We start from the raw sequence: 13556 nt of genomic DNA, 5'->3' as shown, positions 1-13556 counted from the left end.
TCCTTTGTGAATATTAATGCATGGCCATAGGAATGCACATTAAAAAAGTCATTGCATAAAATACTGCCTTTTTGTATGCATGACGCCCTTTTATTACAATTGCCATTACTGTTAGTGCGATAATTCCTGGATAAGTTAATTCAAGGATTGGGGCCAGGAATGCGGCAATCCCTTTAAAATCCAGCAATGAAATGATAAAAGATAAGCCAGTTGTAAACAATAAAATCAGGTAAAAGTTTTCATTCTTCAGTTTTAACAAGGAGTGAAGGTAGCGTGCGTACAGATTATTAAGGGCAACAGCTGTTGTTAAACATGAAAAAAACATGGCAATGCCCATAAACAGAGTCGCATAATCACCCATGGCCTGTTTGGCGATACTAGGTAGCATCAATTCAGGCTTAATACCGGCAATTAGCGGTGAATAATGCGAGCCAAGAAATACAAATCCTAAATAAACAAGGGCTAGCAATGAAGCACCAAGGATACTCGGTTTAATGGCAAATAGAAGAACCTCTTTCGCTGAAGCATCAGGCAGTGATTGCTGGATTTGTGTAAAAATTAAGGCTGAAAAGAAAAAGGCGGCAAATAAATCCATGGTTTGATATCCCGTGATAAATCCGTAGCTAAACGCTTGTTTACCCGGTATAGAGCCCACAGTAGCAGGTGCCTTGATAATAGCAATTACAATTAAAATGAAGAGCGTGATAAGCAGGATTGGGCTCATCCATTTGCCTAACAGCTTGATCATTACTTTGTCATTTAAGCAGAAAAAGAAAGTAACCAGACAAAAAAAGAAACTAAAATAAGAAAGCTTAATTTGCGGTAAAAGATAACTTAGACTACCGTAGGCGACGGTAATACACCGGGGAACGACACCAAAAGAACCTAGGAGGGATAACATAAAGAGGGGCAATAAAAAGGCTGCGAATTTACCCGCTTCCCCAAAGAAAGCATGATAATTCCCTTGATACAATTTAATAACAAAAAGGCCGGTTAACGGAAGCAAAATACCCGTAAGCAAAAGACCAACGAACCCAATCACCCAATGATTACCAGCTGCTTCTCCAATTTGTAAAGGGAAAACCAGGTTTCCGGAGCCAAAAAACATGGCAAAAATTGCAAAACCATAGATAAAAATGGATTTATATCGTTGCATCATTAAAGTTCCTAATTTGTTTAGCAGAAAGTGTGGATAGGTTTGAAGTGAGTTAGTCGGCCGCGCCGGCCACATTGACATTGCTAACCGATAAAATTAGAGCAAGAAGAAAACTTTTCGTGTTTTCCTTGGATGAGGGGAATAATGAAAAAGCAGCTTGAAGTTTCATTACTAACTAGTATGCCTATTTATATTGCAAACAAGTTTCTTTATACACATGTTGTGAGTGGTTTGCAAGCGTTACTTTTTACACAATAGAGTAAATCATTCCTTAACCAAGGTAATCATCCTTCGCTAAGTTTCTGATGACAGATAATTTATTCAAAAGGGTGGAAGGTAAATGAATTCAAATCATAAGTAGTATAAAACAGCAAGTAGAGTCAATAAGAAGCATTTTGTAAAAAATAAAATCCCAATGGTTGAAAATATGATATACTTGGGGGCTGATTAAATTGTAGTAGGTTAATTATGTTTAAATTGTTTAAAAAATCCAAAGATGAAGGTAAAAAAAAATCGAATAATGATGAATTGAAAACACAAATGAGTGCAAGACGCTCTAAAAGTACATCGGACTTGCAACGGGATAGCGGTGAGAGAAAAAGATCACTCAGTGTGTATTCGCCAGCAGTAAAAGATGAGAAAAATCTTCCTTCCAGAAGAAACATACTTTTTGCCAGTCAAATTATAACAAAACGTGAAGTAGACTCGAATACAATCGATGATTTTATCGCGGCGGTTAAACACAGTTGTCCGCCAAGCTGTAAAATACAGGGTAACTATTTTTATAATTTGAACGGTGATAATTGGAATATCTTAAAAAAGGTAGCCGAAAAAGGCCTTTTTAGTGAAAACATTGATTTTTTGGAACAGTTTAACGCCTACATGCAGGGAAAACTAACTGCGACTGAGCTATATCCTTATTTAGATGGTTTAAACCTTGATGATAGTGAAGATAAAAGATACTTAACCAAGTGCGACGACTCTAATTCGTTTGATAGTGCTCAAGACGTGAAACAAGCGTATCAAAACATTGCGGAGTCTATTTTTAATTTTCTCGTTTACAACTTACATGCAAAGCGTACAACTATCCAGCAAGTACTGCACCAGCAGAATCAGTTGGGAAATTGATTAATAGTGTCGCGAACTTAGTCGAGACGAAACAAAATCCATCTCAAATAAAAATATTAAGGTCTGGTTGGCATTTTTATGCCAATCAGATTTGCCTCTACTTATTAATAATCTGAATCGCATCATCCCTGTCAGCAGCCAAAATTTCCATGAGGTAGCGATGTAACACCGCCGCTTCTGAGGCTAAGCCAATAAGGTGCTCTTGCTCATCCAGGACCGCAATTTCCCCGGCAGAACTTTCGCCAATCTTTTCAATATAATTAATTAAGGGTTCATTTTTATGGACACAAAACTCAGGTTTTTGCGCCAAATTACAGAGCGCCAGCGCTGGAGTATTGGGGCGAGATTCTAGCAACTCTTGGCAACTTACCAAGCCAACAAAACGCCCTTCCCTCTCTTCCAGGGCAATGACGTTTAAATCGGTTTCTGACGTTTTTTTAGCGGCGGAATTTATCGACGTCTGCAAGGAAACACGTAGAGGATTATTGAGTTGCAAATCACCAAAGGATAATTCTCTTAAGCGCCCAATATCCCGTGGCCCTAAAAGATCATTGCCACGAACATGAAAGCGCCAGGTTGAGAATGAATAACCAAACCAATAGCGTGTTAAGTGGCTAGCGATAATAACAGTAATTGCTGTAGTTACCACCCCGGTTTGCAGCCCCGCTGTTTCCACCATCAGTAATACAATGGCAATAGGAGTACCGATAATTGATGTGGCTACTCCGGCCATTCCTGCGACCACTGCCAGGTCAAGCGGAATAGTAGGGCCAAATACAGGAAGCAATAAAAGCCCATGGACTAAATAACCAAGTGTTGCACCAAGAAATAATGAGGCCGAAAATAAGCCCCCTCGAAAGCCTGAACCTACGCAAGCAACTGAAGCAATGATTTTGGCAAGCAAAAGTACCATCATACCGCCTAATAAATTACTACCGGCCAGAATTTCATTGATACTATGATGACCGGGCCCCATTACTTCAGGCACGCGCAAGGAAACTAAACCTAGAATCAATGCGCCTAGGGTCGGTTTGGCAATGGTAGGGACACGAAAAGAAGACAGGATTTTTTCAAAGCCGGTTGTCCCCCTCATTACCGCAATACCAATGATTGCTGCAGAAATACCAGTCAAAATGGCTAAAGGGAAATGCCAAAGGGCAGGGGGGCCGATGTCGCTCGCAAGAAAAATGGGTTGATAGCCAATAAAAATATAAATGATATGGCTGCTCATCGCGCTTGCTAATAAGGTGGGGAGTAAAGCGCGCATGGCATACCCACCCACAACTAGCTCCAGCGCGTAAAAAGTACCAGCAAGTGGTGCACCGAAAATTGCAGCAATTCCAGCACCGGTGCCACAAGAGACTAGTATTCTTAGATCGCGTCGTTCAAGGTTTAGTTTTTGCCCGATGAAGCTTAAGCTACCTGCTCCAAGCTGAGTCATAGCTGCTTCAAATCCAACTGAACCTCCAATGGTGATAGAAACAATAGAGAGGCCCACCAGGATTAAACTGTCGCCTAAAGACATTTTACCCCCTTCCAGGGCATTTGCTTCAACAGGGTCAACGATCGCCAAGCGTTTGAAGCGCCCGGCAAGGCGTAAAAGCCATCCTAAGAATATTCCTCCCAACACTGTCACTAACATAATACGCCAGAAAGGTACTGTCGCTGGACTATACAAATTAACATTAGCGCCAAAAAAGAGGGTTTGCATGAAGCCAACGCCTAAACGAATACCGGCAACAGCAGTGCCAATGAATAGGCCACCAATGGCTGCTAGTGCTAATATTTTACTATTAGCAAAGCTTCGCGAAGGTGATTCTGGTGAATGAACATTTGAATGAGAAGTCATGCAATCCCTTCATCGCCCTAAATAAAACAAATTTTAAGGATATACCCAGGCCACAATTATTAAAAGTTATGTGCAGGGATTTTGCAAAGAAAAAACGAAGAGGATTGTAAAGAATAGAAAAGAGATTCCCAAAATAGGTAAGTAAATGTACTATTGATTATATTTTATTCTTTAAGAAATGAAATGAAATGAAACGACGACAATTTTTTAAGCCGGCTAAACGCCTCGTCAGTTTTGAGGAATATTTGCAAGAAATTTTAATTTTAGCGCGACGGATTGTCGAAATATCACCTGGTAAGCAACGTTTTACCAGTGCACAATTTGAACTTGCACTTGTTTCATTCGGTGATCTTAAAGCATTAAAGACTGAAATGGATCCCGACATTAATGTCCAGTTCCCCAAATTGGAATGTGACTGGTTAGCAGGGTTTGATTGGTTGGATTTGGCTGTAAGCTATCATGATGCGGATGCGATAGATTATTTTCAAAAAAAGTTAGGCCATCCTACTTTTCATGAAGCCTATAACCAATACAAAACGTATATTCGTCCTGATTGTGCGCTGCGACACCATGAACAAAGCGCTCCGGGATGCCGGACATAATCTACATGAAAACCCTTGAGTGGCGAGTCGCATGGTCTCGGTCCATATTTTTGATTAATCCCGTCAATCAGTTTCATCACTTCTCAGTCTCGACAATCTCCTCATCACTAGGGTTGCTGCCCCCTGGCTGTCTTTTCTTAAAATTTTACCGTCTTTACCGTTTTTTTAAGGTCACACAATTTTGCACAAAGCGGGCTATAGGAGACGGTGGCTTATGTACAGAACTTTCAAATGCATTTCACTCAAGCGCTCAACATTCTGTAAAAATCTACAGAGTAGACCCAAAAGACGCAGACACTATGAATCGAAGCTTGGCCTCTAAAGCGGAACCCTAAGCTTCATGGAAAGGGTAAGGATTATTTTTTGTGGGAACAATATTGCTATTAGTCCCTTTTGCGGTCATTGTAATTAATAAAACAGTTTACAAATATATAAAGTAGCCTCAATAAAAAAATAAAGGAAAAAAATGGACTTAATACTTAGACAATGGATTGGATTAATGTGCGTTTTTTTGTTTCTTACCGGTTTTGCGCAGGCTTCTGAAACTCCAATTATATGCGATCAAGATTATGCCCTATGTACTTCTGCTCGCTGTATTCCCATCCCAGGGAGCTTGGCCAACGCAATTTGCGATTGTGTAGTAGAAAAAGGTAAAAGTGCCGGTTATAAAACGTGTAAAGAGAGAAAACCTGTTCAGAATAGATACAAAGTGACGACACTTATTTCAACATTTTCATTTGAGCAATTTGCAACTAAAAGACCAATGAACTGCCCAGAAGGATTGCCCTGGACGAATTGTGTTGATATGTTGTGCACAGTTGATCCGCAAAATTCAAAACGCGCTTTGTGTAACTGTAGAATAGAGAGAACCCAAGCATTTTTTACTTTTGGCGGTGATTGTAATACAAATACCTGCGCTACCGGTTTTTGGTCTGGCGCAACCCAAGCAAATGGCACCATTCTTCGTAATGCCTTAATGCAAGAAATGCGTTTGAAATCAAAAAAAATACCCAAGGCTTGCCCTACTAAAACATCACAAATAAATAAGAGACAAAATCATGACCTCTATAGATTTGGAAGCGCATTTTTATACTAAAGCAGTTTTTGATTACCTAGCAACGCGAAAAAATTATCCTCTTTTTGTTAAAGAAAAAAGACCAGGGGCGTACATGCTGCGTTTTACGAAACAGATTTCACTTTTTCAAAATACTGCATTTATTGACATCTTATGTAATCTGGGTCAAGAGCGTATTAACGCTATGGATGAAGCTGGATTAGATATTCAAGTATTAAGTTTTTCTTCCCCAGGTATCGATGAATTTGCTCCTGATCATCACATAGCAGGTTCCTTGGCAGTAGAACTCAATGACCTGATTTTTGAAACCACTAAAAAGTATCCCACTCGATTTATGGGATTTGCATCTATTTCTCCTTACGATCCAAAAAATTCAGTTAAGGAGTTGGAGCGTGCAATAACCAAATTGGGTTTTGTCGGTTGGTTGGTGCATTCTAACTTTGGGGACGACGAATATTTTGATGACAAAAAATATTGGCCTTTGCTGGAAGCTGCTGAAAGTCTGAATATTCCTATTTATATTCATCCTACTACACCATTAATGAGCGAGTTTGGCAAATATGGTTTTGCTTTAGGTGGACCCCCATTAGGATTTCAACTTGACGTAGCACTTTGTTTATTGCGAATGATTTACGCAGGTGTTTTTGATCAATTTCCTAAACTCACTATAATCCTTGGACATATGGGAGAAACCATACCGTTTTTAATTCCTGATCGAATAGATTGGGCTTATGTAAACCCTAATATCTCTAAATTAGCGGGTTTTATAAAAGAAAGACCAAATATCAAACGTACCCCATCCCAAGTGATTTCGGACAATGTTTATGTAACTACTAGTGGACGTTTTTCCAAACCTTTATTGGACTACATCTTAAATGTTATGGGAGAACATAAGGTTATGCTTGCAACTGATTATCCTTATGAAAGTGTGAAGCAAAGTATGAGTTTTATTCGGGGCTGCAATTTATCTCCTCTTTTATTGCAAAAAATTTGTTCGCAGAATGCAGGTCGACTGGGAATTAAGCTGAGGAATAACCTATCGGTCAGTAAGTAGGAAAAGCCTTTGTGCTGCATCATCCAAGACATTTGGCGCGATAGGGCATATGGAGCAGCAAATTAGAGTATTTCTATGAGAGCAGCGCGTCATTGTGGATTCATAAACACTATAATAGCGTTAATAAACGGACGTTAACAATCCATCGTAGTAAACGAAAACTGTTCACCTGCCTCTTTTAATACAAAAGTTGCACTAATCAGTTGAATCCGGGTTGTTAAGGATAGTGAATAATATTGTGAAAAAAAGCACTCACTGCGCCTGGATTCCGATAACCATGCGCTTGGTCAGCATTAAAACGTAATCCTTCCCCGCAACGTAAAATTTGCCAGTGCTGGTTTATTAGAACTTCTATTTCTCCACCGGTAACAATGATATGCTCAATTATCCCAGGTTCATGTGGGCTCGATAATTGCTCACAGCCGGGTAACAACTCAATGACAAACATTTCAAAGCGTAATTGTTCATCAAAGGGGAACAACGCATTGATGCGAATCTGCTCTTCATTTGCTTGAGACTCAGAAGAAGGAGAAGCGCGATACAGTAAAGTTTGTGAATACAGTTTTGATTCTGCTAAAAAAGTAGAAAAAGAAACATGAAAACCGGTTGCTATTTTCCACAAAATAGCAACTGTGGGGCTTGACTCTTGCCGTTCAATTTGACCTAGCATGGCTTTGCTGACCCCGGTTTCCGTAGCGGCCTTATTAAGGCTCCAGCCACGTTGTTGCCGTAAGGCCTTCAATGTTTTTGCAATATGTCCTGATACTGATTGCATTGATGCGCTCTCTATTGTGCGTTATAGCGCACGATGTTACAATTGTGCGCTATAACGCACATTGTAGCATACAATAGGTATTTAATCTTCAGGATTTTGCTAATGTTTAAGTCATTTTCTTTTTCAAACCTTACAGCAGGTTTCATCGCTGTGTTGGTAGGTTACACGAGTACTGCGGTTATTGTGTTTCAGGCGGCGGCTGCTGCAGGAGCTAACTCCGCGGAGGTGAGTTCCTGGTTATTGGCACTTGGTGTAGGGATGGGGCTAACTTGCATAGGACTTTCTCTTTATTATCGAGTTCCTATTTTGACCGCCTGGTCGACCCCGGGTGCTGCTTTATTGGCTACTAGTTTATCAGGCATTTCCATGGCAGAAGCGATAGGTGCTTTTCTTTTTTCAGGAATATTAATTTTGATTTCCGGGATAACGGGGTGGTTTGAGAAGATTATGATGCATATTCCACGTGCCCTGACTTCAGCTATGCTTGCAGGTATCTTGTTGCATTTTGGCATGAATGTATTTGTGGCAATGCAAGAGCAATTTTTGTTGGTATGCCTAATGTTTATTGTGTATTTGCTAGGAAAACGTTTATTTCCACGCTATGTCATTCTTTGGGTATTTGTTTTGGGTGCTTTTATTGCTGAAATGGAGGGGTTGTTTCATTTTGAAAATTTTCATGTTGCCCTGTCAACACCAATTTTTACATTCCCGGCGTTTTCGTGGTCGGCTTTAATTAGTGTCGGTATCCCTTTATTTGTTGTCACGATGACATCACAAAATCTGCCAGGAGTGGCCGTTATTCAGGCCTCGGGTTTTAAGCCACCGATCTCACCATTAATTAGCTGGACAGGTTTCACTACCCTTTTATTAGCGCCTTGGGGTGGTTATGCTTTTAATTTAGCGGCTATTACTGCAGCCATTTGCATGGGGGAGGAAGCACATCCCAATCGTGACAAGCGTTATCTTGCTGCAGTATATGCCGGTATATTTTATGTGTTGACAGGGCTTTTGGGGGCGACGGTGGTTGCCTTGTTTTCGGCTTTCCCTAAATCCTTCATCCTGGCTATTGCAGGTTTGGCTTTATTAAATCCCATTGCCAATAGCCTAAAAACTGCGATGAATAGTGAAAACCAATGGGAAGCGGCCTTAATTACTTTTTTGGTATCGGCCTCAGGTATTACTCTTTGGGGAGTTGGAGCTGCATTTTGGGGGCTGGTTTGTGGTGTACTATCATTAACATTATTAAATTACCGTAAGTATCGCACTGAAAATGCTTAAATTTTTAAAACCTCCTGCACGGTTTTTTTTAAATGCAGGGCAATCGCCAACACATTTCAATTTAGTCCGCTATTTGCAGCAGCAGGGTTGGCATGGTAGCCGTTTTAACTGGCAAGCAAGTTTCAATGATAACAATTTGCAATTTAATAGGGAGGCTGCGCAATGTCTGGAATATAAGCATCTACTAGCACGCTTACTGACCTACTATTGCCCTGAAGTTATGCCATCGACCTATTGCATCAATGATAAAAATTGGCCTTTCGTTTTAGAAAAAATTGCCGATGATTATACTTCTTTGACTGAGCAACCCCCAGTTTGGATTTTAAAGCCAGCGTTACTAAATAATGGTAAAGCCATCAAAATTTTTCAGCATCTTAATGATTTGGAAAATCATTTTTTAGGAAATACAAGGCTCGGAGGGGAGCATGTTTTGCAACGATATATTACTAATCCGCATTTACTAAGACCTCCAGCCGGACACAAATATAGCATACGCATGTTTGTTATCCTGACCAATTATGCAGGCGTTTATCTTTACCCACAAGGCTACTTTAATGTGGCCTTGCACCCTTTTAAAGAAAATCAATATGCCGATTTGCGCCCGCATTTAACCAATGAACACTTGGATCATAATGAGGCAAACGTTGTGCAAATCCCTGCATGGCGGTTTGATTTTTTTGGTAGCCTTTATCCTTACATTAAGCAAATTGTTACTATTACGATAAACGCATTACAGCACCAGTATCCTCAGGCTTTTGTGGTGGATAAAGCGAAAAGATTGGCGATTTTTGGTTTTGATTTTATGGTAGACAGTAATCAACGCATTTGGTTGCTGGAAGCAAACCATGGGCCGTGCTTTCCTGTAAGCGATGAGCATCCTCTGCAAAACTGTTTATATGATGATTTCTGGCAAGCAGTCATTAAAAGCTTTATTTTACCCATTGCTTTATCTGAAAGCACAAATAAAGATCAATTATTTGAGCTCTTAAACTAAATATCACCTCAATTTGGTTGAAGTTTCAGAGAACCATAACTTAGTTTATCATCAGCCAAAAAAAGGGCGCAATCGTTTGGCTGCAGCTCTTTGTTCCAAGTCTTCGGATGATTTGGCAGCAAAATGCCCTAAGGAATAGTTAGGTGAAGGTTGATAAAGCGAGGGCATTAAATCCAATACCTGTTCCGTTTTCTTTAAAAGTTGCGACAAATTGTGATCGAGTATTGGCGTTTTATGAATTTTTTGATATAGCAGTTTTGCCTGTGCAAGGCCGTGTAGTATAGCTTGATGGAACTGTGAAACAGGCCCTCTTAAAGCTGCAATATGATCACGAACGGGACCTATTGCTTCAAACTTCACGAGCTGCTTAATCGAAGAATCCAATTGATTAATCAAGAGAATAAAATGTTCTTGCTTTAGAAGCAGTTTTTTTATGTTTTTGATGAATTTATTAGGGGAAGAATTTTTAATAGGTTGTTTCTCCAGCTTTGTAGGATGATGCTCTGTAATGCGTTGGTGGCGTCGAGCTATTTTTAACAAAGACTCCACTAACTGCGACAGGGCATGCAAAATTTGTTTCAAATCATCACTTCCCAAGGCATAGGAAAGACGCTCGAGATTACTTGTTGCTGAGTGCTGCGCTTGAATGCCCAAACCATAAAGCAAGTGGTGATCAAGATTAAGCAAGGCAACCAGGGTATCTTGGCAATTGAGGCGATATTGAAGAACTAATTGTAAGCTATGGGAAATTTCTTCGAAAGAGGTATCCTCATTTTGCGATTCACGAAGAATTTCTTCTATACCTTGTTGATTTTCTTGTAGGAGCTGCTGGGCTTCACCAATGAGGTTACTAATTTTTTCCAAATCTGCTGCACTCATAGACTACTCTTTATGATTTGATGTTGTGATTCATTTTCCCGCTTAACGATATAAATAAGTATACAGGTGGAAATGCAGAAATGGCATCGGCGAATTAAGCTTTAAAAAATTCGGGTTAATAATTGTTTAAGCAAAGAGCAATATAATTATAAACAATTCATACAGGGGTTATAACATGCCAATTAGCATACAACGATTAACTCAGATTTATATTACAGATTTTAATAGCCCTGAAAGCAAGGGTTGGCTTGCGGTGCCTGATTCGAAGGAGGGGAGTATCATTGCAAATGCCTTAGGGAGTAGCGGAGGTAATCCTGGTAATGGTTGGAAAATTCATATTAGTATAGACCCTGATAAAATAGCCCTTGCCGCTCAACTTATTGCAAACGAATTAAATCAAGCAGAAGCACCCCGTGTAAGTATTAAATTTGCCGGCAAGCAGCTAGCCCCAACTGGCCAGCCAAGTAAACAGATAGCTCTGATTTTTTATAATAATGAATTACGAGATAGAAAAAAAATAGCAGCATTCCTTAGTAAAATTGCACTCATATTGGACGCCAATGGTATTGGTATTGATGAAAGGCCGATTAATTCAGATAAAGAAGCAGTTAAAACGAAATACGATGCAGTCATTCTCGACAACAAGGGTAAACCAACCCGCTTTAATTATAGAAATGAGCAGTGTATTGTAATGGAGGATGAATTGTATGAGGAGCTAGGGGGCACAGGTAATACTCTAACCCAAGGTGAGCAAATTTGGGTTAAACAAAGTTATTATCTAAATCTACCCGCTCAACAAAAACATAATCCAGGTAATCAAGCTGCGAATCCTTTCGCAGAAATCCGAGTTCAATCTTTTGATTCCAGTCTCACTGACGAGCAGATTGCCGGAATAGAAAAGCTGATTGATAAATTAGAAAAGGAAATACAAAGTTGCTGGCCTTATGCAAATAAAGATAGGAAAGCCGAAAAAGTAAAAGGATTAAAGAAACTCCTGGATTATGCAGAACGTATGGATATTACTGATGCTCTTGATAAAGTAGAAAAAAAATTTCCTGACTTACGAAAGGGTAGTATTAGCACTCGGACGGCAGACTTACTGGATGATATTCGTAACAGTAAACATCATAGCCTATCATAAATTGGCGAGATATTTCATACAGTAAAGGAGGATCGGGTGAGAGATTCGCTTCGTTTATCCCGAGCTTCTGAAACACTCGTTCCTAATTCCGCCTGCTTAAGACTGAATAATATGTTCTTCTGTAAATTTACTACGTTTCATGGCGAATGCCTTATTTTTTGTTAATCGATATTTTTGCCAGAGTTTCTAGTGTAAGTGGATCTACTTATTGGGAGATGCTCAAGGAGCACAAGGATCATATTGTGACTAACTACGTGTAAGGCGGTCTAAGGTTTATGGACCGTTCATATGTTGATTATCGGTATGTGTTTGAAGAGACTCTTTTATGTTGATTAAATTTTCAAATAAATTGCTTATCTCTTTAGCTATATTTTCCATTTTTCTGCGGTAATAAAATTCATATCTGTAACTTGTATTAGTCCAAAGGTCGGGATGAATGTTATTTAAAAAGAAGGTATCTGCTAGTTTTTCCCTATAGCCAGGTGAGATAGAAAACAGTTTTAAAATAGGGTATTGAAAATCTTCTAGTTTAATCAGTGGGTTTAAAGAGACAATGATAATAAAAGGCAATTTTGATTGATATTTATTTTTCTGTTCTACTAATGATTGAATAAAATGATTGCTTTCTGAAGCTTCTATAGTAAAAATTAAGATGACATGATTATAAATAGAAGAAAGCTTGGCATCTGAGTCCATGCTGTTGACAATATGTTTAACAGTTTTATTAGAAGACCAGTAGGAAGAGCCCTGTCCCTTAGAATTAAAATAATCACTAGGATAATTGTACCAGGTGATACTACGTATTTGCGAAGAAATAAACTCTGCTCCCCAAGTACCTAGTTGCTGGGCTAAATAAGCCTTTTCTTTATCTGATTGCAACGAATTATCAAAATAAATATAAAGACTAAATGTATTGGAAGGAGTAATCAGCTGTTCCTTTATAATGGCGACTTGCGTTTTTAAATGAGAAACAAAAAAAAGTTCATAATTATTATCCCTTTGCGAAACTGCTTTTATTTTTTTATAAGTGTTGAAAAAGTTATCTTTCCGTTGATAATACTTCCTTCCTGCTTTGGTAAGGGTGGTGGCGCGTTGCATCTCTGTAGAGACTAATCTCAAGGTATTAATTTCTCTATCTTTTTGTAGGTATTCGAGAATGTTAAGCCAACACTCTCGAGGCAGATAATCATCAAGCTTATTGAAAGATTCATCGTTCTTAAAAAATTTCGTCAAAAGGCTGTTGATATACATAATGCCCTTCTCTAATTAAACCATAAGGCTTCATAATAATAGGGTTGGAGATTCTATTGCAAAAATAAGAAGCTTCATTTTATTCACTCCGGAAAAATTCGATAGGGAGATGAAATAAAGAAAGGCAGTGCAGTGCTTTGATAGCGACCCTATATTTTGTGAATTCAACTAGCTAATGCAACCGCACTATCACCTCATTTGTTTAGACAAAAACATAGCTGGTGTTTTAAAGTCTAATGTTTTTTTGGTCTACCATTGAGTTTATTTATTGAGGGGGTCTTTTAGCAAACTCAAACCCATAATTTATCTTTATTTAGATAACATCCGCATATTTGGTATACGGTTTGCTACACTAAGAGTAAAGTAAAAACAAT

12 protein-coding genes are annotated in these 13556 nt (G+C 39.0%); 7 read left to right on the top strand and 5 right to left on the bottom strand.

The features are described 5' to 3' along the window. Positions 1-13 precede the first annotated feature (13 nt). A complete protein-coding gene (locus Ljam_RS08665) occupies positions 14-1159 on the bottom strand; it encodes a branched-chain amino acid transport system II carrier protein (protein WP_058449644.1) in 1146 nt (381 codons plus the stop codon). A gap of 465 nt (positions 1160-1624) precedes the next feature. Here Ljam_RS08665 and Ljam_RS08660 point away from each other — a divergent pair, with 465 nt between their 5' ends. Then, on the top strand, positions 1625-2284 hold the full coding sequence (locus Ljam_RS08660; RefSeq protein WP_058449643.1) for a hypothetical protein: 660 nt from the start codon (positions 1625-1627) through the stop codon (positions 2282-2284). A gap of 97 nt (positions 2285-2381) precedes the next feature. On the opposite strand, the gene Ljam_RS08655 is transcribed toward Ljam_RS08660, so the two are convergent. Continuing rightward, positions 2382-4133, bottom strand: a complete 1752-nt coding sequence (locus Ljam_RS08655) for a chloride channel protein (protein WP_058449642.1) — start codon at positions 4131-4133, stop codon at positions 2382-2384. Between the two features lie 188 nt (positions 4134-4321). On the opposite strand from Ljam_RS08655, the gene Ljam_RS08650 reads away from it, so the two are divergent. The 3 genes from Ljam_RS08650 to Ljam_RS08640 all read left to right on the top strand — a co-directional run bounded on the left by Ljam_RS08650 (position 4322) and on the right by Ljam_RS08640 (position 6864). Further along, a complete protein-coding gene (locus Ljam_RS08650; RefSeq protein WP_058449641.1) occupies positions 4322-4735 on the top strand; it encodes a hypothetical protein in 414 nt (137 codons plus the stop codon). A 466-nt stretch (positions 4736-5201) separates the two neighbouring features. Then, positions 5202-5831, top strand: coding sequence for a hypothetical protein (locus Ljam_RS08645; RefSeq protein WP_058449640.1), 630 nt, complete (start codon positions 5202-5204; stop codon positions 5829-5831). Beyond that, the gene (locus tag Ljam_RS08640) at positions 5794-6864 is read left to right on the top strand and encodes an amidohydrolase family protein (protein WP_058449639.1); all 1071 of its coding nucleotides are present in this window, start codon (positions 5794-5796) and stop codon (positions 6862-6864) included. Before Ljam_RS08645 ends, Ljam_RS08640 begins: the two co-directional genes overlap by 38 nt. Before the next feature lie 217 nt (positions 6865-7081). Here the strand turns inward: Ljam_RS08640 and Ljam_RS08635 are convergent, their stop codons facing one another. Then, positions 7082-7639 carry a helix-turn-helix domain-containing protein gene (locus Ljam_RS08635; RefSeq protein ID WP_058449638.1) on the bottom strand — a complete coding sequence of 186 codons (558 nt, stop codon included), beginning with the start codon at positions 7637-7639 and terminating at the stop codon, positions 7082-7084. A 102-nt stretch (positions 7640-7741) separates the two neighbouring features. Here Ljam_RS08635 and Ljam_RS08630 point away from each other — a divergent pair, with 102 nt between their 5' ends. After that, positions 7742-8917: a benzoate/H(+) symporter BenE family transporter gene (locus Ljam_RS08630; RefSeq protein WP_058449637.1), complete on the top strand. Its 1176-nt coding sequence runs from the start codon at positions 7742-7744 to the stop codon at positions 8915-8917. Then, the gene (locus Ljam_RS08625) at positions 8910-9911 is read left to right on the top strand and encodes an ATP-grasp domain-containing protein (RefSeq protein ID WP_058449636.1); all 1002 of its coding nucleotides are present in this window, start codon (positions 8910-8912) and stop codon (positions 9909-9911) included. The genes Ljam_RS08630 and Ljam_RS08625 overlap by 8 nt, the downstream gene beginning before the upstream one ends. A gap of 51 nt (positions 9912-9962) precedes the next feature. Here Ljam_RS08625 and Ljam_RS08620 read toward each other — a convergent pair whose 3' ends face one another. Beyond that, positions 9963-10790: a hypothetical protein gene (locus Ljam_RS08620; RefSeq protein WP_058449635.1), complete on the bottom strand. Its 828-nt coding sequence runs from the start codon at positions 10788-10790 to the stop codon at positions 9963-9965. 175 nt (positions 10791-10965) lie between these two features. Between Ljam_RS08620 and Ljam_RS08615 the strand changes: the two genes are divergently transcribed. Next, a complete protein-coding gene (locus tag Ljam_RS08615) occupies positions 10966-11931 on the top strand; it encodes a hypothetical protein (protein ID WP_058449634.1) in 966 nt (321 codons plus the stop codon). Positions 11932-12204: 273 nt separating this feature from the next. Here the strand turns inward: Ljam_RS08615 and Ljam_RS08610 are convergent, their stop codons facing one another. Beyond that, on the bottom strand, positions 12205-13182 hold the full coding sequence (locus Ljam_RS08610) for a hypothetical protein (RefSeq protein ID WP_058449633.1): 978 nt from the start codon (positions 13180-13182) through the stop codon (positions 12205-12207). Between the last annotated feature and the right edge of the window lie 374 nt (positions 13183-13556).

This window comes from Legionella jamestowniensis (assembly GCF_001467745.1).
Classification (GTDB): domain Bacteria; phylum Pseudomonadota; class Gammaproteobacteria; order Legionellales; family Legionellaceae; genus Tatlockia; species Tatlockia jamestowniensis.
Note: the sequence above shows the minus strand (reverse complement) of the source record. Positions and strands in the feature narration are given on the sequence as shown.